General features: G+C 66.6%; 17 protein-coding genes. 10 read left to right on the forward strand and 7 right to left on the reverse strand.

The features are described from left to right. Positions 1 to 111: 111 nt before the first annotated feature. The 4 genes from GS424_RS02690 to GS424_RS02705 all read right to left on the reverse strand — a co-directional run bounded on the left by GS424_RS02690 (position 112) and on the right by GS424_RS02705 (position 6,644). Positions 112 to 1,653: an FAD-dependent oxidoreductase gene (locus GS424_RS02690; protein WP_160943600.1), complete on the reverse strand. Its 1,542-nt coding sequence runs from the start codon at positions 1,651 to 1,653 to the stop codon at positions 112 to 114. Positions 1,654 to 2,085: 432 nt separating this feature from the next. Then, positions 2,086 to 2,955, reverse strand: coding sequence for a dimethyl sulfoxide reductase anchor subunit family protein (locus GS424_RS02695; RefSeq protein ID WP_160943594.1), 870 nt, complete (start codon positions 2,953 to 2,955; stop codon positions 2,086 to 2,088). After that, a complete protein-coding gene (locus GS424_RS02700; protein WP_101721530.1) occupies positions 2,955 to 3,587 on the reverse strand; it encodes a 4Fe-4S dicluster domain-containing protein in 633 nt (210 codons plus the stop codon). Before GS424_RS02700 ends, GS424_RS02695 begins: the two co-directional genes overlap by 1 nt. A 3-nt stretch (positions 3,588 to 3,590) precedes the next feature. After that, a complete protein-coding gene (locus GS424_RS02705; protein WP_160943593.1) occupies positions 3,591 to 6,644 on the reverse strand; it encodes a molybdopterin-containing oxidoreductase family protein in 3,054 nt (1,017 codons plus the stop codon). A 389-nt stretch (positions 6,645 to 7,033) separates the two neighbouring features. Between GS424_RS02705 and GS424_RS02710 the strand changes: the two genes are divergently transcribed. From GS424_RS02710 to GS424_RS02750, 9 genes are all read left to right on the forward strand, one after another. After that, on the forward strand, positions 7,034 to 8,500 hold the full coding sequence (locus tag GS424_RS02710; protein ID WP_160943592.1) for a helix-turn-helix transcriptional regulator: 1,467 nt from the start codon (positions 7,034 to 7,036) through the stop codon (positions 8,498 to 8,500). Positions 8,501 to 8,504: 4 nt separating this feature from the next. Next, complete coding sequence (locus tag GS424_RS02715) at positions 8,505 to 9,071, forward strand: LysR family transcriptional regulator (RefSeq protein ID WP_160943591.1); 567 nt, start codon at positions 8,505 to 8,507, stop codon at positions 9,069 to 9,071. A gap of 111 nt (positions 9,072 to 9,182) precedes the next feature. Beyond that, positions 9,183 to 11,063: a PD-(D/E)XK nuclease family protein gene (locus tag GS424_RS02720; RefSeq protein ID WP_160943590.1), complete on the forward strand. Its 1,881-nt coding sequence runs from the start codon at positions 9,183 to 9,185 to the stop codon at positions 11,061 to 11,063. Positions 11,064 to 11,136: 73 nt separating this feature from the next. Beyond that, positions 11,137 to 11,925 carry a hypothetical protein gene (locus GS424_RS02725; protein ID WP_160943589.1) on the forward strand — a complete coding sequence of 263 codons (789 nt, stop codon included), beginning with the start codon at positions 11,137 to 11,139 and terminating at the stop codon, positions 11,923 to 11,925. 14 nt (positions 11,926 to 11,939) lie between these two features. After that, positions 11,940 to 12,641 carry a TorD/DmsD family molecular chaperone gene (locus tag GS424_RS02730; protein ID WP_160943588.1) on the forward strand — a complete coding sequence of 234 codons (702 nt, stop codon included), beginning with the start codon at positions 11,940 to 11,942 and terminating at the stop codon, positions 12,639 to 12,641. Then, a complete protein-coding gene (locus GS424_RS02735) occupies positions 12,641 to 13,282 on the forward strand; it encodes a 4Fe-4S dicluster domain-containing protein (RefSeq protein WP_114533677.1) in 642 nt (213 codons plus the stop codon). The genes GS424_RS02730 and GS424_RS02735 overlap by 1 nt, the downstream gene beginning before the upstream one ends. Positions 13,283 to 13,287: 5 nt before the next feature. Beyond that, positions 13,288 to 14,292 (forward strand): 4Fe-4S binding protein, encoded by a 1,005-nt coding sequence (locus tag GS424_RS02740; RefSeq protein WP_160943599.1) that lies wholly within the window; start codon positions 13,288 to 13,290, stop codon positions 14,290 to 14,292. Positions 14,293 to 14,295: 3 nt separating this feature from the next. Further along, positions 14,296 to 15,501: a 4Fe-4S dicluster domain-containing protein gene (locus tag GS424_RS02745; RefSeq protein ID WP_160943587.1), complete on the forward strand. Its 1,206-nt coding sequence runs from the start codon at positions 14,296 to 14,298 to the stop codon at positions 15,499 to 15,501. 54 nt (positions 15,502 to 15,555) lie between these two features. Beyond that, entirely contained in the window at positions 15,556 to 16,413 is an 858-nt protein-coding gene (locus GS424_RS02750; RefSeq protein ID WP_160943586.1) for a hypothetical protein, read from the forward strand. Positions 16,414 to 16,668: 255 nt separating this feature from the next. Here GS424_RS02750 and GS424_RS02755 read toward each other — a convergent pair whose 3' ends face one another. Continuing rightward, a complete protein-coding gene (locus GS424_RS02755) occupies positions 16,669 to 17,187 on the reverse strand; it encodes a hypothetical protein (RefSeq protein ID WP_160943585.1) in 519 nt (172 codons plus the stop codon). A 139-nt stretch (positions 17,188 to 17,326) separates the two neighbouring features. Between GS424_RS02755 and GS424_RS02760 the strand changes: the two genes are divergently transcribed. Continuing rightward, positions 17,327 to 18,904, forward strand: a complete 1,578-nt coding sequence (locus tag GS424_RS02760) for a helix-turn-helix transcriptional regulator (RefSeq protein WP_160943584.1) — start codon at positions 17,327 to 17,329, stop codon at positions 18,902 to 18,904. Between the two features lie 516 nt (positions 18,905 to 19,420). Here GS424_RS02760 and GS424_RS02765 read toward each other — a convergent pair. Both GS424_RS02765 and GS424_RS02770 read right to left on the reverse strand, forming a co-directional pair. Then, a complete protein-coding gene (locus GS424_RS02765; protein WP_160943583.1) occupies positions 19,421 to 21,136 on the reverse strand; it encodes an FAD-dependent oxidoreductase in 1,716 nt (571 codons plus the stop codon). 169 nt (positions 21,137 to 21,305) lie between these two features. Further along, a complete protein-coding gene (locus GS424_RS02770; RefSeq protein WP_160943582.1) occupies positions 21,306 to 22,754 on the reverse strand; it encodes a helix-turn-helix transcriptional regulator in 1,449 nt (482 codons plus the stop codon). Between the last annotated feature and the right edge of the window lie 11 nt (positions 22,755 to 22,765).

Genomic DNA, 22,765 nt, shown 5'->3' on the forward strand with positions numbered 1-22,765 from the left:
GTCCGATGCGGGTGTTCGGAGGGGTGAGCCCAGCATAGCAAAACGCGCCGCGGCTCAGCTGCGATTCCGCGCGCGTTTTGCTCTATGCTCGATGACGGATGCGTGCCGGGGCTACTCCTCCCAGGGCGTTTCGGCCGCGACGTTCGTGCCGGCGCGCCGTCCCGTGGTGATCGCCGTGGCAACCGCGGCGCCGCACGTGGGGTAGAAGCGTCCCAGCGCCATGCTGTTCGTGCCGGCCGCGTACAGGCGCGGGATGGCCTCGTCGCCCGCGGCGCGCATCGCGTGCATCTCGGTGTCGACGGTCACGCCGCCGAACGTGCAGGCGGCGCCCGGCTTCACCTCGGCGGCGTAGAAGGGGCCGCTTTCGAGCGGGTAGAGCTCGCTCGTCCGCCCGAACTGCGCGTCGGCGCCCTGGGCGCACGAGGCGTTCCACTGCTCGACCGTGGCGCTCAGCGCATCCGCGTCCACGCTCATGGCGGCGGCCACCTCGGCGAGGGTTTCGCCCGAGAACGCCTGGTCGGCCGCGCGGGACAACCCCGCCTTGCCCGCGTCGCCGCACGTCAGCACGAAGGCGCGCCCTTCGGGCTGCTTCAGCAGGTCGTCGCAGATGTACGAGTAGAACTTGCGCTCGTTGGTCCAGCGCTCGCCCTGCACGTTCACCGAGATGAAGGGCGGCGTGCCCTCCATGGTGTCGGGTCCCAGCACGATGAAGGCGCACGGCATGATGGGCTTGGAGAACTGCACGTTCGACAGCATGCCGAAGTAGCCCACGCTGCTGCCGGCCGACAGGCCCAGGTTCATGCCGTCGCCGGTGTCGCATTCGTTCGCGGTGGTCTGCACGTCGTAGCGCGAGATGAGCGCGTGCATCATGGCGGGGTTGCGCGCGAACCCGCCCGCCGCCAGCACGACGCCCTTGCGGGCCTTGACGGCCTTCTGCCTCCCGTCGCCCGCCAGCACGCCCAGCACCTCGCCGGTGTCGGGATGCTGCACGAGCTTCGTTACCGGCGTGCCCGTGCGCACGGCGATGCCCTCCTGCGCGTCGGCCGCCTTCTGCAGCACGGGCCACAGGCCCGGATCGGGCTTGACGGCGTAGTGCGTGCGCATGACGGGCGCGGTGAGGTCGGCGCGCTCCTTCTCCTGGCCGCCGAACACGAGGCCCGGGTTGCCGATCTCGGCGGGCACCTGCATCCCCAGGCCGATGAGCCACTCCACGGCGTCGGCGCTGTTCTCCACCACGAAGCGCACGAGGTCGTCGCGCCCATCGCCGATGGCCGAGAAGTACTTCATGGCCTCCTCGACCGAGTCCTCGATGCCGGCGGCTTTCTGGACGGACGTGCCCACGCCCATGATGGCCTGGCCGCACAGGGCGGTCGATCCTCCGGTGGTGGGACCCTTCTCCAGCACGATGACGGAGGCTCCCGCTTCGGCGGCCGTGAGCGCGGCCGACATGCCGGCGCCTCCTCCTCCGACCACCACCACGTCGGCTTCCTCGTCCCACGACGTCGGGATGCCCGACTCGGTGGAGGCGCCGTCCTGCGCGCTGCTGGGCGCGCAGCCCCACAGAAGCGCGCCGGCGGCGACGGCCGCGGTGGCTCCCGATGCCTTCAGAAAGCTTCGACGAGAAACGCCGTTCTGCTGTTCGTGCTTCCCCATGATGTTCCCCTTCCCTCCGATGTGTCGTATCGCTGTCGTCGACGACGGTTCGAGCGTACGCAAGCGCCCGGCGAAGCGCATCACCCCTTTTTCGCGAAATGAGGGTTTCCGCTGGTGGGCGACTCGAGACGGAAGCGCGAGCTCGGGGTGCGGAGCGCGTAGTGTTGCACCTGCGGCGAAGCCGCATTCTCGCTCGCGCTCGCAGCGCAAGGTCCGGGGCATAAGGATGCCCGGCGGTCCGCAGGTAGGGGGAGGGGCGGACGGCCGGGCCGATGGGTCGATCTGCTGCGCCGCATGAGGGGAGGGGTGGCGGCGCGCGATCGAAGCAAACGGGGCTGGAGGGAGGGGGTTGCCCCGCTTGCTTCGATCGGTTCCGGGGAGGTTGCAGCTCCTCCCCGGAACGCGGGATCGTGGAACGTTACGTGCTTGGTGCTAGTACAGCAGGAACACGGGGTAGCCCAGCTGGTAGATCAGCACGCGGAACATCACGGAGGTGGCCAGCGCCACGATGGCGGTGACGACCATGAGCGTCTTGGAGGCGCCCACCTTCTTCTTGGCCACGAAGGCGCACGCCGCCGCGACGATGACGGAGATGATGGAACCCCAGAACATCGGGGCGCCGGCGCCGGTGACCATGACGCTCATCAGGCTGTCGATGTGCGTCGGGGCCGTGGTCATGGACGTCGGGTCGGCATAGTAGCCGTACTGCGCGAAGTTCGACAGGGCGCAGGCGATGACGAACACCACGTCGGCCACGAGCTGCACGAGAGCGGCGATGAACGTGAGCTGGATGCCCGTCGCCTCGGCGGCCTCGTCCTTCTTCAGGATGGAGATGAGCCAGATGGCCACGGCGCCCAGCAGGCAGGCGTTGCCCAGGTAGAACACCACGAGCGCCAGACCCCACGCCGGACGGGCCGGCATGTAGTAGGAGTGCGCGGTCGCGGCCACCATGAGCACGGCCACCACGATGGTCACCCAGGCGAGCGCCTTGGAGACCGGCTTCTCGCCGCGCAGCATCACGAACCACACGACGATGATGATGGCCAGCGCCACGCACCCGATGAGCTCCTGGGTGATGCCGGACGTGATGTGCCCGAAGCCGTTGAAGATGCGCTCCCAATGCTCGAGGTGCAGGAAGGCTCCGATGCCGCCCACCACCAACGAGACGGCGGACGTGATGAGCGCGGTCATCTGCAGGTTCTTACCTTCGCCCTTGAGCGCCAGGATGGACATGCCGCCCAGCGTGCCGCAGGTCAAGCATACGAACAGCGTGAAGATAACGAGAGGCCACTGAGTTTCCATTACTCATCACCTCCTTCCCAGTGATGGTCGCGTAGGATGTAGGAGTACGAGGGCTTGTTGCCCACGTCGGGCAGCCTGTGCACGTCGGCGTCGGTGAAGGGCTCGAGGAAGTCGAGCATCTTGCGACGGTTGCCCAACGGGTCTTCGGAACCCTCGAACGACTCGTAGCCGGCCTCGGTGTCGCCGATGTAGCGGGCGTTGCCGCCGCACTGGCTGACGCACTGGGGCAGCTCGCCCTGGGCAAGCTTCTGCTCGCACAGCGTGCACTTCTCGACGACCTTCTCTTCCTCGTTGAGGTAGCGGACGCCGTAGGGGCAGGCCATGACGCAGAACTGGCAACCGATGCACTTCTCCTTGTCGATCTGGATGGAGCCGTCCTCGGCAACGTGAGACGCCTCGGTCGGGCACACCTTCACGCACTCGGGGTTCTCGCAGTGCTGGCAGCTGATGGGCAGGAAGTACATGTACACGTCGGGATACTGTCCCGATCCGCCCGGGATGGGGTTCGGCCCCACGCGCACGACCTTGTTCCAGTAGCTGCCGATGGGCACGTTGTTGACCGCCTTGCAGGCGACCGAGCACGCGAGGCAGCCCACGCACCGGTTGAGGTCGGTGATGATAGCCTTCGTCATGGTTTACTCCCTCCCTTCGTAGTTCGGCAACCATTCCTTCAGACGGGGGTCGTCGGAAGTATGGATGATGGGGGTGCCGGTGCTGTCGCACGGCACGGGGTTGTTGTACGGCGAGTTCTCAGGCGTGGCCTTGTAGATCTTCACCTGGTAGGCGCGCAGGTTGGACGTGCCGGAGTGCGGGTCCTGGGCACCGTGGTCGATGAGCTGGTTGACCTGGGAGTACTGCCAACCGTGACCGGCGTCTTTCACCTCGGGGTACCACCACGTGTGCTCGAGGTTGATGACGTCTTCCTTCACGCCGTAGTACAGGTCGGCCACCTCGCGAATCTTGCCCCACTCGGTTTCGATCCACACCCAGTCGCCCTGCTCGATGCCGTACTCGGCAGCCGTCTTCGGGTTGATCTCCACGCGCGGCACGGGCCACAGCTCGCGGCACCAGGGAAGCTGACGGTGCTCGGAGTGGAAGTACACCGGGATGCGGCGACCGGTGGTCGCGGTCAGCGGGTACTCCTTGATGCGGTCGCCGTCCTTCGGGCCGTGAGGCGGCTCGGTGTAGCTGGGGACGAACCACTCGGGGTTGTTGGGATGGTGCGATTCCATGACGGTGGACCAGATCTCCTGCTTCATCGTCGGGGTGAACCAACCCGGCTTCCAGTCGCCGATGCCCTTGCCGGCCGTGTAGTCGAGGCGGCCCCACACGCGGTCGCGTGCGCGCATCGCGCCGGTCTGGTAGCGGCGGTACGTGCCCCAGTTGCGCGGCTCGATGTCCTTCGCCTGCCACCAGCCGTGCTCCTGGAAGGCCTTGACGTACTCGTCCCACGTCTTGTACTTGGGCGTGACCTCGGCCATCGGAACGCCGTGGCGCTCGAACGTGGGCTTGCCGTTCTCGACATGCCACGTGGTGTAGGTCAGCTCGTCATCGGTGAGCAGCTTGATGGAGTCGTCCAGCTGCCAGTTGATGTCGGGCCACTCGTTGCCGGGCTCGTCCGTCCACTGCCAGTTCATGCGCTTGGCGAGGTCCATGACGATCTCGGGGTCGTACTTGGCTTCCGCAGGCGGCTGCACGCACTTGACCGTGGCGCCCATGGCGCCGGCGGAACCCTGCGACGCGCGCGGCGAGTTGAGCTCGATCCAGTGGGCCACCGGCAGGATGATGTCGGCGGTGTCGTTCTGCGGCGTGTGCCACAGGTTGAGGTCCACGTAGAAGTCCAGCGAGCACAGGGCCTCCCAGGCGCGGGTGGTGTTCGTCTGGCTCATGAAGTTGCCGGACTCGTTCCACAGGGCGCGCACCGGGTAGGGGTCGCCCGTGATGACGGCATCCCACAGCGAGTGGCTGTCGCACCAGTACTGCCACCAGCCGAGCAGCGGGAACTTGTCGATGCCGACCTGCTTGAGGTTGACTTCCGCCGGCGGGGTGGTAGCGCCCGGGGCCCAGGCGCTGAAGCCCTGGAGGTCGCCGTCGATGGGGACGATTGTCGGGCCGCGGTTGCCGCCCGGGGTGTCCATGTTGCCGGTGATGCCCACGAGGTTGTCGAAGGCGCGGCAGTTCTGGATGGCGCTGCAGAAGTGCTCGACGGCCAGCATGTACTGGATGCCGCCGTTGCCGTAGCCGGTGGACGGGTCGATGCGCGTGCCGTACGCCGTGGCGGCCGCCTCGATCTCGGACGCCGGGATGCCGGTGATCTCCGCGGCAACCTCGGGCTTGTACTCGGCGGCGCGGGCCTTGTAGTACTCCCACACGGGCTTGACCTTCACGGTCTTGCCGTCCTTGAGCGTGATCTCGAACTCGCCCTCGAGCGCGGGGTCGATGGCGGGGTCGAACGGCATGGGATCGGGGATCCAACCCTGCGTCTGGCCCGGCAGCAGGTTGTCCTGCGAAGCCTCGCGGCCTTCGCGCGCCTTCTCGGAGTCGTAGTTCTCGCCCTCCCAGAAGCCGCCGGTTTCGTCGATGACGCCTTCCTGGTCAGCGTTGAACCAGGTGAACGCGCCGTACTCGTGCTCGACGCCCTCGGCCTTCAGCTTTTCCCAGTTGTTGTCGTACACGAGGAACTTGTAGGGGCTGCCGCCCTCTTTGATGTCGCTTTCCTTGAGCAGGCGCGTCTTCACGTCCCAGTACGAACCGTCGGTGCGCACGGTGGGGAAGCCGGAGGGCTCCATGTCCTCGCACACGAGGAACGGGGCGTTCGTCCACTTCTTCGTGTACAGCTCGTCATAGAGCTTCTTCTCGATGATGACGTTCGTCCAGGCCAGGGCCAGGGCGCCGTCGGTGCCGGGGCGGAGGTGCTGCCAGTAGTCGGCTTCCTTGCCCATGTTGGCCATGCGGGGGTCGACGCTGATGTGCACGTCGGCGCGCGACGCCACGTCCACCGTGGTGCGGCAGGAGTCGTCGTAGTTGGACAGCTCGGAAGCGCCGCCCCACTGCACGTACACCCGCGGACGCGTGATGGTTTCCATCCACGACATGGCGAACTGCGACACCATGGTGGTGGCGAAGTGGCGCGGGCCCTTGCAGATCTGCCAGGCTTCCACGTTGTTCGGCGTCTCCAGCATGTTCTTCAGGATGGACTCCGAGTGCATGCACCAGATGCGCGAGGTGCCCACCTGGCAGGCGATGGCCTCGCCGCCGTGCTTCGCCTTGATGTCCATGAAGTTGTCCACGATGGACTGCATGGCCTCGTCCCACGAGATGCGCTGCCAGCCGGGCTCCTCGCCCTTCGGGTTCGTGCGCTTCATGGGGTAGTGCAGACGGTCGGGGTGGTACGCCGCCTGGATGGACGACTGCGACTTCGTGCAGCAGTTGCCCATGGACTGGAACGCTCCCTCGTCACCCTCGACGCGTATGGCACGCCCGTTCTGGACGATGACCTTGACGCCGCACTCCATCTTGCCGCAACCGCGGCAGCACGTCTTCACGGCCACGGTGTCGTTGCCGGACACTTTGCTGTACGTCTCTTCGGCCAGCGCGGTGTGCGTCGAAGCGCCGAACGCCGCAGCTGCCGCTCCGGTGATGGCGGCGGTCTTGACGAACGTGCGTCGTGACATGGTCAGGTTACCCATACTCCTCCTCCTTCTTTCTCCTCGTTCTCGTCTTACTCGTCTACCTTCGAGCGAACGGGGAGGGGGGCTGCCGCGTGAAGCTGGATGCCGCATGCGGTGCAAAGTCCCCGAATCGCATGAGCCGACCTTACGGATGCGAGGGCCTGCCGGGCATCGTGCAAAGGTTGGGAAGCGCCGATCTTCCGCATCATAAATTCTTATGATTTTGTGATCATGAAAAAATCGATAGTCGTTTGATCTGGGATTACGATGATCGGTCATCATAAATTATCTCTAAACTAGGATAATTTCCTCAAAGAGGGACGCTCATCTTTTCCGTATAATCGAACGCGTCGACAGAGGGGTCGACGCGAGCAGCGTTTTGCACGGGCTCAGGGGGTGGGGCAGGCATGGAAAAGCTTCGGAGTGCATGGGATACCGCGTTGGGGACGAGCCTGTCGCTCAAGCGCATCGCGGGAGCCGCCCTACAGTGGCTGTGGATGCTCATGATGTTCTACAGCATCGTGCCGTACGGCTTCTCGTCCGACGTGCGCGGCTCGCTGTACACCAGCCTGCTCATTTCGCTCGTCGCCATGGTGGTCACCATGCTGTTCGTCGCCGTCATTGTGCGGCGCGAGCGGGTGAGCGCCAACCGCTCCATCGTGCTGGGTTCCGCCATCATGATGAGCGTGGGCAGCGTGCTCACGCCGTTCTCCGATCCCACCACGCCCGCCGGCATGCTCGTGCTGGGTTTGAGCGCCGTCATGACCGGAACGGGTTCGGCCGTGCTGTTCCTGTGCTGGATCGAGTTGGAGTCGGGGTTGGGCGGGCGCTTGGCGCTCGTGGAGCTTGCGGCGTCGCTGTGCGCCGCGATCGCCATCGGGCTCGTGCTGATCGTGGGGCCGGCGGTGCCGGTGATCGCGCTCATCGTGACCATGCCCGTGCTGTCGGCGGTGCTGCTCAGACGCTGCTCGATCACCACGCCCCAGCTGGCGCGCGGGCCCGAGCAGCCGCTTTCGCGCCATACCATCGCCCTGTTCGCGAAGGCGCTTCTGGGCGCCATGCTCATCGGCATGCTGATGGGGTTCTTCGACGTGGTGTCGGGCTTCAAAACGTATGCGGTGCAGGACATCTTCGGCGCGTACCTGTTTCTGGCCGGCTTCGTCGGGGCGCTCGCCATCTGTCTGATCGCCGTGTTCCTGCATCGCGACAGCATCTTCTTCTCGTACCGCGTGTCCATGCTGATGCTGTGCCTGGGCTGCCTGTCCACGCCGTTCCTGTCCGACAACAACACGTATTCGAGCGCGCTCATCTTCGGCGGCTACCACTGCTTCGTGCTGGTGCTGTGCGTGGTATGCATCGACGTGGCGTCGAGCTTTCGCGTGAGCCCGGCGCGCACCATCGGGCTGGGGTTCGTGGCCTTGTACGGCGGCGAGACCGTGGGGTCGCTGTTCGCCCACTCGCTGGAGGCGACGGGCGTGAGCATGTTCGACCTCACCTTGGTCACGCTGGTGGCGGTGTCGCTGCTGTTCATAGCGCACCTGTTCCTGTTCACGGAGACGGACCTCATCAAGATCGGCATCGGCGAGGTCAGCCTGATGGGCGCGGAGCCGGAGGTGCCCGCCGACGACCCGGCGGATCCCGTGGACCCCTGCGCGCTCATCTCGGAGCGCTTCGCCCTGTCGCCGCGCGAGACCGACGTGCTGCCGCTGCTGCTGGAGGGGCGCACCATCTCGCGCATCCAGGAGACGCTGTTCATCTCGGCGGGCACGGTGAGCACGCACATCCGGCACATCTACCAGAAGACGGGCGTGGACAACCGTCAGGAGCTCATCGACCTGGCCCACGAGACGACCGGGCAGGACGAGGCGGTCTGAGACGATGGAGACGACGTACCTGCACGAGTTCGCGAAGGTTGCCGAGTGCGGCAGCTTCACGGCGGCTGCGCGGGAGCTGCATCTTACGCAGTCGACGCTGAGCAAGCACGTCGCCCTGCTCGAGCGCGAGTTCGGCGCGAACCTGTTCGTGCGCGATCGCAGCGGCGTGAGCCTGACCGAGGCGGGCGGCGTGCTGTACGCCCAGGCGCGGCAGGTGGAGAAGCTGCTGCGCGCCACCGTCGCGCTCGTGCACGCGGCGCGCGACGGGCAGGCGGCGCGGCCGGCTGCGGGCGCGGCTGCGGGCGCGGGGGTTGCGGGCGCGGCCCGCGCGGGCGTGGGCGACACGGCGCTGCGCTGCAAGTGCCGGCTCGCGGCCGAGCGCTGCGGGCTCGACCAGCGCGAACTGGGCGCGCTCATCCTGTACGTGGAGGAGCGCGGCTTCGATGCCATCGAGGGCGAGCTGGGGCTGTCGCGCGACGAGGTGGCCGACGTGCTGGGCGGCGTGTACCGCAAGCTGGGCGTGGGCGACAAGCAGGAGGCGCTCGATTTCATCCATTCCGTTTCGGAATGATGGTAGACGCGCCCGCGCCGGTTGGGCATACTTCGTTGGTGTGAAAGCGCTATGAAGCTGGGGGGCTTCGAGCAAAGGGCTTCATCCGAAGAACGTGGATGGAGACCGAATATGAGTGCTTATACTGCTGCGACCGTTGAAGACGCGGCGAACAATCTTCTTGAAGAACTGAAAACGCAAGCCGACGGCGGGGCTGCCTGCGTGCGCGCGTGCCTGGAGCACGACGCGTCCGACGACGTCGCGCCGGCGCTGCTGGCGTGCGCTCGCGGCATCGCCGCGGCTGGATCGCCCGTGCGCATCGTGTGCGCCGACGGCGTGGCGGCCGGGCGCTACCGGGCGCTGCTGGCCGACGACCCGCTGCTGAACGTCGCCGACGTGGTGTCGATGCGCGAGCTGGGCCTGGCCGTCATGGGCGACGCGCGGGTGCAGGACGCCGTGGGCCGCGGCGCGCGCGTGCTCGACGACAACGAGCTGGCCGTGCTCATGGAGGACGTGAAGGTGAGCGGGCTCAAGCCCGGCCGTTTGCGCGAGATGCTCAAGTTCTTCTACAAGAGCATGAGCGAGTGCGCCGACGAGGACGAGCGCTGGCTCATCACCGCCGAAGAGCAGACCGTGCACGCCATCCTGACCGAGAACCTCGAGGTGCGGCGCGCGCTGCTGCCGTGCGAGGTGTCGTCGCTGGCCTATCGCGGGCTCGTGGCCGCCGGCGTCGAGCCCGAGCCGCTGGCGCTCGTGGTGGACGACTACGCGTCGCTCAGCAAGGCGTCGCAGCGCCTCGTGCGCCATCTGGCTGCGAATGGCCTCGTGGCGGCGGGCCGCACGCTGGCCGCGTCGAGCGCCGAGGAGCCGTACCCGTGCTTCGACGGGTTCCGCGCCTTGGCCGACGAGGCCGACTGCCTGGTGACGCTGGCGACCGAGCGGCCGGAGGCCGCGCGCGAGAGCCGCGCGCTCGACGACCCCGAGGCCGAATGCGCGTTCGTGGCCGCATCGGTGGAGGAGTGCCTGGCCGACGGCGTGGCTCCGCGCGATGTGCTGGTGGCGGTGCCGAACGCCGCTTGGGGCGCACGCATGGCCGCCGCGCTCGAGGCGCGCGGCATCGCGGTCGAGCGCGGCTTCGGCAGCGGGAAGATCAAGGGCGATCCCCGCACCGAGGGCCGCTTCGCCGACCTCAAGCTGGCCACCTTCTTGCGCCTGCACCTCGACCCGCACGACTTCACGTCGCTGCGCTCGTGGTTGGGCTTTGGCGATTGGCTGCTGCGCTCGGATGCGTTCTTGGAGCTGATGGCGTACGCTCGCGAACGCGATATCGCCGCGTCGGAGGCCGTGGCGCAGCTGCGCACGCAGCGGGACGCCGACCGCGCCTCGACGATCTTCGGCAAGTTCGACGGCCCGCTCGACGAGCTGGACGAACTGCAGCGCGCCTGCGCGGACGGCTTGACGCGCGCGGCCGCCGTGGAGCTGTTCGAAGCGCACGGGATGCCGTTGTCCCCGCGCCTGGTGGAGCTGCTGGGCGACGATGCCGCGCACGCCGACGTCGAGCACCTGGCGCGCGAAGCGTTCCGCGCCCCGGTTGAGGACGTCGCGCGCGACGCCGTGCACGTCGTCGCGTACGCGCGCTGCCACGGGCGCCATGTGCGCACCGCGTTCGTCACCGGTCTCGTGAACGGCTTCCTTCCCGCGAACGACGCGGTGGACGACAAGTTCACCATCGACCACCGGCGCGTGGCCCTCGAGCGCGAGCGCGCCCTGTTCCTCGACGTGCTGGCCACGGCCGACGAGCGCACGGTGTGCACGCGCTTCACGCGCGACCGCCTGGAGAACACCGCGTTCACCAAGGTGCAGACCACGCGCGTGTTCATGCGCGACGGCGAGCGCCTGGCGAGCGTGGCGCCGTCCGAGTTCGCGTCCCTCACGGACGAGGTGCTGGCGCTGGCACCCGACGTGCCGCGCGAGCTGCCCACCAAGGTGCTCTACGCATCCACGACCATGTAGGAGCTCCGGCGGCTTGCCGGCCGCCGGACCCTCGCGATTCCCAACCCCCGGTGTTTTGAAAGGACTGATAGATATGAGCGATGTCGACGCATTCGTGATCGATGACGATTTCGATCCCCTGGCCGATTTGAGTTTGGACGACGGCGAGCGGGACGATGCCGAGGCCGACTACCTGCCGCCCATCCCCGACGCCGACAAGAGCGTGGTGCCTCCGGTGGTGCCGCTGTCGCCGGCCGAGCGCATCGAGAAGCTGTTGGCGGGCATCCCCGGCCAGCAGTTCCGCCTGCTGCACGCCGTGGCGTTCTGCACGGAGCCGAAGACGATGGACGAGGCCGTGGCCGATCTGGATGCGGCGTATCCCACCACCACGAGCGTGTACAGCTCGGCGCAGGTGGTGCAGCTGCTCGAGCGCGACGGCGCCCTCGAGCGCATCGTGGACGAGAGTGCCGAGGATGCGGCCGACGCCGCCGTGCCCGCCGAGGACGAGGGCGACTTCATCTCGGTGACGCCCGCGGCGCCGTGCCGCTACCGGGCCACCCGTGCCGGCCTCGACGCCATCGCGGCGCACGTCAACGAGAGCCTCGTGGTGGAGAAAATCGTGGAGGACGAGCGCTACCTGCCCATCTTCCAACGCGTGCTGGAGATGACGGCGCGCGAGGGCGGCTGCCCCACCAAGGAGCTCGACCAGGCGGTCGACGGCGACCCGCTGTGCCAAGAGCCGCGTCGCTTCTGCGGCTTCTTCCGCGGCAAGTTGGAAGAGACGGGCGCCATCGAATGGCGCGACAGCTGGACCATCACCGAGTTGGGCCGGAGCGTGCTCGCGTCCGGCGTGTTCGCCGCAACCTCTTCGACCGAACGCTAGAGAAGGAGCTACTCATGTCCCATGATCAGGAAATCGACTTCGCCGACGTGCTGCGCGGCCGCAGGGCAACCTACCAGTTCCTCTCGCGCCTGTTCCGCGTGGAGGTGGACCAGGAGCTGCACGACACGCTCGTGTCCATGCGCTTCCCGACGAACACCGGCAACGCGCTGGTGGACGAGGGCTATCGGATGATCTGCGGCTATCTGAGCCAGGCCGACGGCACCGTGCTCACCGATCTGGCGGTGGACTACGTGCGCGCGTTCATCGGGTCGGGCAACGACGGCTTCTCGGCCGCCTACCCGTACGAGTCGGTGTACACGAGCCCGAAGCGCCTCATGATGCAGGACGCGCGCGACGAGGTGCTCGTGCTGTACCGCGCCTTCGGCCTGGACAAGCAGGAGAGCTGGAAGGAAGGCGAGGACCACATCGCGCTGGAGCTGGAGTTCGAGCAGATCCTGTGCGAGCGCGCCATCGCGGCGTACGAGGCCGGCGACGAAGACGAGTGCCTGAAGCTGCTGCTGTCGCAGCGCAACTTCCTGGAGGACCACCTGCTGGCGTGGTACCCCATGATGGCGGCCGACCTGCAGAAATTCCCCCAAACCGATTTCTACAAGGGGCTGGGCAAGCTGACCGACGGCTTCCTGCGCAACGACCGGGAGTTCCTGGATGCCGTGCTGTCCGAGAACGAAGCCGAAGTCGAAGTCGAGGTTGCATGATGGACGAGCACGATGTCGAGCGCAAGCGCGATGCGGGTCCCCGCGTGTCGCGCCGCACGTTCGCCCTGGGCGCCGTGGGCGCCTGCGCCGTCATCGGCCTGGGCGGCGTGAAATACCTGCCCAGCGCCACGTTGCTCAGGCCGCCGGGAGGGCAGGACGAGGAGCAGCTCGTGCGCGGGTGCCTGCATTGCGAGAAGTGTCGCGAGGTGTGCCCGAAGCACGCCATCGCGCCTGCTCATCTTGAGGACGGCATCCTGAACGCGCGCACGCCGCGCATGGATTTCAAAAGCGGCTGGTGCGATTTCTGCGAGAACGAGCCAGGCGGGCCGAAGTGCGTCGCGGTGTGTCCGACGCATGCGCTCGTGTGCCCCGACCCGTCGCAGGTGATCATCGGCAAGGCGGAGCTCAACCGCGATTGGTGCCTGGCCGCGAAGGGCATGGGCTGCCACGAGTGCGTGGACGTGTGCAACTACGAGGCGCTTGAGCTGGGCGCCGACAACGTGCCGGTGGTGGACGTGGACGCGTGCAACGGCTGCGGCGCCTGCGAGCTGGCGTGCATCTCGCTGTCGGCCGGTTCCATCACGGCCGGCGCTACCGATCGCGCCATCGTCGTCCGTCCGACCGAAGAAGTGGAGGCGTGAGCGGGATGAAGAAGCTCAAAACCTATCGACTGCGGTTCCTGATCATGCTGGCGGTGCTCGCCGTGGTGGCCGTGGGGTACTTCACGGCCGGCGGCATCGGCAACTTCTGCGGCATCGGCTTCGAGTCCATCACGCTGCTGTGCCCCCTGGGCGCGCTGCTGGCCATGATCGCCGAGCGCACGGCCATCCCGATGGCCGTGATCAGCGTGGTGGTCGTGCTGCTGGTGTGCATCGTGCTGGGCAAGGTGTTCTGCGCCTGGGTATGCCCCGTGCACTTCATGTCGCGGGGAAAGAAGAAGGGAAAGCGAGGCTCGGGCTCCGTCCCCGCCCCCTCCCATGGCGCCGCGGATGACTTCGCTGGTTCACCCGTCTCCCATGCGGCGCAAGCAGGGGAACCTGCGGTGCAGGCGGCGGCCCCCGTCCCCGCTCTCCGCACTCCCTGCTCCACCTGCGCTTCTCCCTGCGGCAAGTCCAAGGGCATCAAGATCGACAGCCGCCACGGCATCCTCGCGGCGGCGTTGGGCTCCACGCTCATCTTCGGCTTCCCGGTGTTCTGCCTCGTCTGCCCGATCGGCCTCACGTTCGCCACGGTGCTGCTGGTCATGCGCCTGTTCGCGTTCGGCGACGCCACGTGGACGGTCGTCGCCTTCCCGGTCATCATCGCGTTGGAGGTCCTGTTGCTGCCCAAGTGGTGCCAGCGCTTCTGCCCCCTGGGCGCGCTGCTTTCGCTGTTCAGCGGGCTGAACCGGACGTTCCGCCCCCAGGTGGACGCCGAGAAGTGCCTGCGCGAGGGCCGCGGCAAGGCCTGCAACCTGTGCGAGCAGGCGTGCCCCGAGGGCATCAACCTGCACGACATCGCGGCGGGCGAGACCACGCTCAACGACTGCAGCAAGTGCCGCGCTTGCGCCGACGTGTGCCCCGAGCACGCCATCACGTTCCCGCTGCTGCCGAAGAAGCAGGCGCAGGTCGCGGCGCTGCCCGTCGACGACGAGATCCCGGAAAGGGGGTAGGCCATGTCCCTGATCAACGGCCTGTTGGCCCTGCTGGGCGAGATAGAGAGCGATGCCATCGCCGTGCACGAGGAGCGCTGCATCTCGGTGCGCAACCGCAACGCCGACTGTCTGCGCTGCGTGGAGGCCTGCACGTCGGGCGCGCTGGCGTATCGCGACAACGAGCTGCTCGTGGAGCCCGAGCGCTGCATCGGGTGCGGCACGTGCGCCACGGCGTGCCCCACCTGCGCCATCGAACTGCGCAACCCGACGGATGCCGAGCTGACGGCGCAGCTCAAGCACTCCATCGTGGCGACGAAGGGCCATCCCGTCATTGTGTGCGAGACGGCGCTCGAGGCGGCCGACGTCGCGGCCGACGACGCGCCGGCCGCGTGCGTGGTGCCGTGCTTGGGCCGCATGGACGAGTCGGCGCTCGTGGGGCTGGCGGCGTACCGCGCCTTCGACGCGACGCTCGCGTGCGGCTCGTGCGAGACGTGCCGGCACGCTCCCGGCGGCGCGCTCATGCGCGACGTGGTGGAAGGCTCGCGCAACCTGCTTGAGGCGTTCGGGTCTTCCATGCCCGTTGACGTGGTGGAATGCGTGCCCGAGCGCGTGCTGGCACCCGGTGCGTCCGGCGGGTCGCACGGCCAGGGCGGCGGCGACGGGGTGGGGCGGCGCGATTTCTTCCGCTCCGCCAAGGACGCGTCGACCCGTGCAGCCGGCGCGGCGGTGGCCGAGGAGCTGGGGATGGCCGAAGCCGAGCCCGTTCCCGCGGCGTATCGCAAGGTGGAGGCCGACGGAACGCTGTCGCACTTCGTCCCCACGCGCCGCGTGCGCCTGTACAACTATCTGCAGCACGTGGGCCAGCCGGTGGCCGACGAGGTGGAGACGCGCGTGATCGGCGCCGTGTCCATCGACGCCGATCGGTGCAGCTCGTGTCGCATGTGCGCGGTGTTCTGCCCCACGGGAGCCATCAAGAAGCTCGACGAGGACGGCGTGTTCGGCATCGTGCACCGTCCGAGCGCCTGCATGCAGTGCCGCCTGTGCGAGCGCATCTGCCCCGAGCAGGCCATCGCGGTGAGCGGGCGCGTGCCCATCAAGCAGTTCATGGGCAAGGAAGCCGTGTGCTTCGCCATGAAACGCCCCACGTGGACCCCGAACAAGCCCTCGTCGATGTACGATAAGCTGCACTCGACGCTCGGCGAAGACTTAGAGATGTGCATGTTCTAGAAGGTTCCGGCGGCCTGACGGCCGTCGGAACCGGTGATTTTCGAAGGGATCGACATGATCAAGTACACGCTGCCGGATTTCACGGTGGGGCTCGGGCTCAACCTGTTCTTCATCCGCCTGCTCGAGCAGCGTCCGGCGCTGTTCAAGGACGACGTGCGCATCGACAGCGTGTACGGATGCTTTCCCGCGTGCAATTTGAACGGCGGCCGCGCGTTCCTGCGCGAGCGCTCCACGCCCCGCCAGATGGAGGAGGCGTTCTCGCTGCTGGCCGAGCACGGCGTGAAGGCGCGCCTCACGCTGACGAACATGCTGGCCGGCGATGACGACCTGCGCGACGAGTACCTGAACGAGATGCTGGCCATCGCCAGCCGCTACGGTGCCGAGGCCATCGTGTACGCCGACCTCGTGGGCGACTACGTGCGCGAGCGCTACGGCATGCGCTGCGTGCTGTCCACCACGCGTGCGCTGGCGGACGCGGCCGAGGTGAACCGCATGACGAAGCGCTACGACTACGTGGTGCTCGACTACAACCGCCACAAGGACCCGGCGTTCCTCGCGGCGCTCGAAGACCGCGACAAGGTGGAGGTCATGGTGAACGAGTTCTGCGCCTACCGCTGCCCGCATCGCCAGGAGCACTACCTGCACAACAGCGAGGACCAGATGGCGGGCGTCATGCGGCCGTTCGAGTGCATCGCGAAGCGCGCCGACTTCTTCGACCACGAGCCGGGCCATCCGGTGATCTTCACCGACCGGGAAGTGCGCGACCTTCACGATTCGTACGGTATCGGGTACTGCAAGATCGTCGGTCGCGGCGTGGCCTTCCAAACCGTGCTCGAGGCCTACGCGTACTACCTCGTGCGCCCCGAGCACCGGGAAGACGTCAAGCGCATGGTCATGCGTGCGGCGGGGTAGGGGCGGCGGCGCGGGATAGGCACGGCTGCGCGGCGCGCAAATCGCCGAGTTCTAAGCAATTTTTGCGTTTTGCGTGCGTTTGAGGGGCGTGTTGTCCCGCAACGGTCGAACGCGGATCGCGCGACCTGCGGAAACGTAAAAGTTGCCTTCGAGGGTCGGCATCCAAGGACGCTTCGAAGCGCCGAATCGTACGCAAAACGAAAAAATTGCTTAGCATGGGCGAATTCGCGTGCCCGACCGCGCGGGAGCCGTGTGCTACGCGTTGTCTTCGAGCGGTTCCAGCTCCACGTCGCGCGGATCGCCAAGCGGGCCGTCGGGGTCGACGGCGGTAACGCCCTCGCTCGCCTGCAGCTCGAGCTCGATGTCGGCACCTGCGTGCGTGCCGACGGCTTTGAGGGCGTAGTCGCCCGGCTCCAACGTGAAGGTGCGGCTGCCGACGCCCGTTCCTTCGCAGACGACGTCGACATTCTTGCCGTCGACGAACACGATCTTGAAGTCGCCGGCCTGCACGGTCACGTCGTAGTCGACGCGGAACGTGCCGCCTTCCTCGGGAACCGAGAGCTGGAGCCATGTTTCCAGACCGGTCAGCTCGCCAAGATGGCGGTCGAAGAGGGAGCCCCTGCTGTCCACGACTGTGTACGTGTCGAACCCCCGGGCGATGCGGGCGTCGTCGTGATAGATCGACTTTTGCTCGGCAGTGGCGAGACCCGAGCAGCCTGTCAGGACGCAGCACAACGTGAGGGTCGCAGGCAGTGCGAAGACCCTGCTTCTCATCGGGCGTTCCTTTCTCGTGCGGTCGGCTGCCTGTCATTGTATCAGCTGCCCCCCCCCCTCGGTGCAAGCCCTTTTGCCAAGTGGAGTCGCCTGTGGTACAAATGCCGGATGGAAAGCGGGCGGCGAAAGGGGCAGATGGATGGCTGAGAGCGCGCAAGGACGGCGCGAGCGGTCGCTCGTGGCGGCGGTCGAGCGGTTCGCACCGCTGCGGCGTCTGGGCTGGGCGTTCCTGCTGGCCTGGGTGTTCTGCGTGTTCTACACCAACGCGGTGAGCGGCTACACCGGCGCGAAGGCCTCGACGCTGGCGGGCGGCGCGGGCTGGGACCTGTTCTTTACGGGGCTGCCCGTGTCCATGTCGGTGGTCATGCTCGTGCTCATCGTGGTGTTGGAGAAGCGGCTGGGCTCGCCCACCCAGCACGCGGCGCTGTTCTGGATCGCGCCGCTGGCCACCGCGGTCTCCACGCCGCTGCTGTTCTGCGAGCTGCCCGACTTCGGCGCGACGGCGGCGTTGTTCGTGGTGGGCGCGGTGCTCACGGGGTTCGGCAGCGGCTTCATGTGGGTGATGTGGGGCGAGTACTACGCGAAGGTGACCCAGGAGGAAGTGGAGTTCCTCGCGCCGGCGTCAGCCGTGGCGGCCGCTGTGCTCGTGCTGGTGGTTTCGGCGATGCAGGGCTGGATGGCGCTCGCGGTGGTGACGGCGTTTCCCCTGTTGTCGGGCTTGTGCCTGCTGCTGTCGTGGCGCGACGCGCAGGCGCGCGACGCTACGGCCGAGTACCGGGGCGCCGCCGAGCAGCGCGCATTCGCGGAGGCGCACGACAGCGCGCGGAAGGGGCTGCCGCGCGTGCTGAAGTCGATGGGGCGCGCCGGGTTCGGCATCCTCGCGGCATGTCTGTTCGTGTGCGTGGAGGGCTCGTTCTGGCCGGGAGCGTCGGGGCGCGACGCGACGGCCTCCCAGGTGGCGCTCGTCGTGAGCATCGTGTTCATGCTGGTGGTGGGCCTGTCGGCCACGGCGGGGCCGCGTCGCGTGTCGCTGTCCTTCCTCTACCGGTGGATGTGCCCGGCGCTCGTGGTGGGTTTCGCGGCGTTCATCGTGCTGGGGGAGGGCGCGGGCGCGTACGTCGCCTACGTGGTGGCCATCGCTGCGCGCTTCGCGTTTTGCCTGATCACGCAGATGTACTTTGCGCGCTACGCCGTGCAGGGGGCGGCGACGCCCGTGCAATCGTACGGCTTGGGATGGATCTTCGTGCACCTCGGCGACCTGCTGGGCGTGGTGGCGCTCGTGCTGGTCGAGTCCGGCGTGGCGGCGGGGGCGTTCTCGCTCGACCAGGTGGTTGCCGTGTCCATCGCGCTGCTGGTGAGCGCGACCATGTTCGTGCTCAGCGACGGCCGCGCGTTCGCGTTCGGTGCGCGCAAGGAGGACGTCGCGGCCGCGGCGCTCGGCGAGTCCGCTCCTTCGCCGACGCTCCCCGGCGATTCCGTCGCCGATGCCGCGTCGGAGGTGGACGAGCTGACCGCTCGCATCCTCGAGCTCGCGCAGCGCGGCGGCCTCACCCCGCGTGAGACGGAGGTGTTCGACCTGCTGGCGCGCGGGCGCTCCATCCCCTACGTGCGCGACGCCCTCGTCATCTCGCGCGAGACGGCCGCCACCCACGCCAAGCACGTCTACGCCAAGCTCGACGTCCACTCCCGCCAAGAGCTCATCGATTTGGTGCACTGAGGGGTCGCATCTGTCCCAAATGGGGACTGTCCCCAAATGGGACATGGAGTGCGTCGCTGGAGATCTGGAGGAGGCCGGTCGAGTGAACGAAGGAATCCTCGACGCATGTCGAACCCCTGTCCCTTCGAAACGCCTTCGACGCACGCTCGGTTCATGAGTTATGCACCCCATTGTCAGGCAGGATTGCATTCGGTTGGGTGCTCTCATGATTGGAAGCATGGCGTATTCCCAGGTCGCAAGTTGACCGCATGGTGCCTGAGGCGTGCAGGAGGGTGCATAACTCGCGGACCCGGCATTTTTGGAGGGTTTTCGATGCCACGAGTGTGCATAACTCGGGAACTTGGTTGGCGTACCGCATGGAAAGGCTGATCTCGATGTGTCGAACCCACCGTACCTTTGGCGCGCGTGCTTTTGGTGCAGCAAGACGCTCGCCAAGCTCTGAAAGTCAGAAAGGCCCCGGGTGGGGCCTTTCTGCGAGGGAAGGAGGATTGTGCGGGGGTACCGCTTGCGAGCCTATTACACGCCCAAAGCGTGCTTGGCGGCGATGCGGGCGAAGGTGGCGGTGCGGCCCGCGTTGATGCCCGTGAAGTTGCTGGGATAGTTGTGGGGATAGAATCCGCCCTGGTCGTTTCCGCATACGTACAGGCCGTCGATGACGCTGCCGTCCTTGCGCAGCGGCTGCGAATCGGCGTTCGTGATCACCCCGTGGATGGTGACCAGCAGCTCGCCGGCGATGCGTGCGGCGTAGAAGGGCGGCTCGTCGACGGCGCTCAGGCGGTAGGCCGGCTTGCCGAAGTCGACGTCCTCGCCCGCAGCGACCAGCTCGTTGTAGCGCTCGATGGTGGCCTTGAACGCGGCGGTCTGGTCGGCGTCGAACCGCATGGCCTTCGCCAGCTCGTCGAGCGTGTCGCACTTCTTGAGCGCGCCGCTCTCAATGCGCGGCTCGAGCCAGAACGAGTCGAGGTGCTCCTTCGTGATGGCCTCGCAATCGTACACGTCGGCGTTGAACGCGGTGCCCGACGGCGCGGGGAACAGACGCGAGCATCCGCCCGTGTCGAACTGCTCGATGTCCTCCCAATAGCTGCCGTCCCACACGATCCACGAGAAGTGGCCGGGCTGGTTCGCGCCGCCGGCGTAGCTCATGGGATAGCACTGGTCCTCGTTCATGAAACGCTCGCCGTTGGCGTTCACGTGGAGGAACGGCTGGCTGCCGGGCAGGAAGATGTCGCCGCCCTGGTACGAGCCGTCGAACTCGGTGTCGTCGAACATGATGCCGCGGTTCCAGATCATGCAGGCGCCGCCGGCCTCGAGCTCGGCGCCGGCCCACAGCGCCATGCGGATGCCGTCGCCCTCCTCGGTGACGCTGTCGCGCAGCACGCACCAGTTGGAGTTGCCCGGGCACAGGTCTTGCAGCATCTCGTCGTTCGCGCCGTAGCCGCCCGTGCATACGATGACGCCGTTCTTCGCGTTGATCTGGATGGTTCCCTTGTCCTTCGACTCGGCGATGGCGCCGGTCACCTTCCCCGACTCGTCCTGCACGAGCATCTTCGCGGGCGTCATGAACATGACTTCGCCGCCCAGCTCGCCCAGCACCTCGTTCATTACTTCGAGGTGCGCGTACGCGCCGTAGTTCGGGCCGTCGGGGTTGTACTCGCCCATGCAGGGGTTGTAGCACATGGCCGGGTAGTAGGCGTGCGGGTCGTCGGGCTTGTGCCACTCGAACGGGAACAGCATGCCCTTGGGCTCGAGCGTCTCCTTCATCCATTCGATCATCTCGCCGGACCGCTCGGCCCAGGTCTTGTATAGCAGCATGTTGGCGTCGCCCGCCTGGATCTGGTTCGCGTGGTTCAGCAGCGCGGGGACGTCTTCGCGGTGGTCGGGCTCGAGTGCGGAGTTGAGCGCGCCGATGGCCTCGCGTGCCGAGGCGATGTTGCCGCCCTTCTCCAGCACGATGACCTTCGCGCCGTTCTGCGCGGCCGTGGTGGCGGCCACGAGCCCGCCGTTGCCGGCGCCGACCACCACGAGGTCGGCCTCCAGCGTCTCGGCGATGTCGGCGGGCATCGCCGGTTTGTCGCGCCAGCTGCCCTGCGCGGCGGCGTCGGCCTTGCCGCTCGCGCCGCCCTCCGCCTGCGCCTGCGGCGCGCATCCGGCGAGCGCCCCCGCTGCGGCGAGCGCCCCGGTTGCGGTGAGCCCCGCCAAGAAGTTGCGGCGGCTGATGGTGTGTTCTCCCATGGTTCCCTCCTCGTTCGTACGGTTTCAACGGGATGCATGCTACGCGCCGGCCGCAGCCGCGTCATCGCGCGGAACCGGGTATATCCGGCCATGTCCTGGCGAAACGCCGAAGATACCCGAAAACGGGGGAGAAGGGGAAATGCGGTTAGGGGGCAGAGTGCCTACGGGCTCACGCGTTGTTGTCGCCTGAAGAGACGTGCAAATCTATCTCGTCCATAAGGTCTTGCTGGGTATGCACGTCCAACTTTCGATAAATGCTCTTGATGTGGGTCTTTGCGGTGTCGGGTGAGATGCAAAGCGTTTTCGCAACGTACGAGGCATTGCGTCCGCGTGCGAGAATGGTGAGAACTTCCTGTTCGCGTGGGGATAGGTTGCCCTGCCTCGACAGCTCGGCGCAAGCCACGGGCACACCGTCGTCTACCTCCAGTGCCGTGCCATCGGCGATGAGCCATTGGCGAAGCGACGAGCGCGAGCTGCCGAAGAGAAGCAGAACCACGGCGAAGAAGGCGAGCACAAGGGAAAGGATGACCAGCATGCCGTTGTTCTGAAGCGGATTCTCTCCGAGCATGCCGGCGATGACGATGCCGGCCAGTTGGGATGCCTGCATGGTGAGGTAGCCGATCGTGTACACGCGTACGATCGACATGCCCGTACGCCAAGCAAGATCGCCCCAGTACACCACCATGAAAAAGTAGAATAACGAGAATCCGATGCTGTTGACGAAAAAGGAAAGCCACGGCGAGGTCGCATTCGACATGATGAGGAGCAATCCTGCTACGACGAAGACGAGCGAAGTCGAATATATCTGTGCGGAGGAGACTTTCTTTCCAAGTGCATAAGAAAAAACGAAGGTTGCGACACCCGCTACGAGGCTCGAATAGGTGCCTGCGCTGCCGATGCTCGCTTCGTTTCCGATGAGTCCTATGATGGCTGCTTTGGAAACCCCGTACGAGAATCCGACCAGCATCGGCAGCGCGAGCAGCGATGCGGTGAACTTTACCGACCGCGAAGAATGCCGGGGCTTCTCGGGCAGATCGGCAAGACGTTTGGTTCCTCGAAAAGCCAAGGGGGCAAGCGGCAGCGCCGAAGCGATGAGCAAAATCGAGAGAACGAGCGTGTCGGCATTCTGCACGAGCAGTACGATCACGCTTGAGGAAATGAGCGAGTAGCCCATAGACGCAAGCCCCGCTTTAAGCGTCATCCGCGAGTACATCTGTCCCCAGGCGATTTTCAAAAGACCGATGGCAATGCCTCCCAACCCGGCTCCTGCCACGTGGCAGAGAGAACTGCCTGCGAGGACTCCCGCGGATATGAAAAGCGATCCTAGTACGGCGAGCGCTTCGGCTATGCCCAAGTAGGCACGAGAGTCGATGGCGGTTTTGATACGGCTCGAAAACGCTAACACGAAGGCGAGTCCGATGACGCAAGCTGCCAACGTTATGCCATTTGCGTAGCCGAACACCGAAGGCAAGCTGCGTATCCCGCTATTCTGGAACGAAAGGATTCCTGCAAGGCAAGACCAAACCCATATGCAGGCAAAGCTCGTCCAGCGCTGCCATCCCTCGAACAGCTCGTTCTGAGCGATTTCGACCCAAGGTCGATCAGTTTGAGATTCCATGCGTGCTCCCC

The sequence above is a fragment of the Eggerthella guodeyinii genome, from assembly GCF_009834925.2.
Lineage (GTDB): Bacteria > Actinomycetota > Coriobacteriia > Coriobacteriales > Eggerthellaceae > Eggerthella > Eggerthella guodeyinii.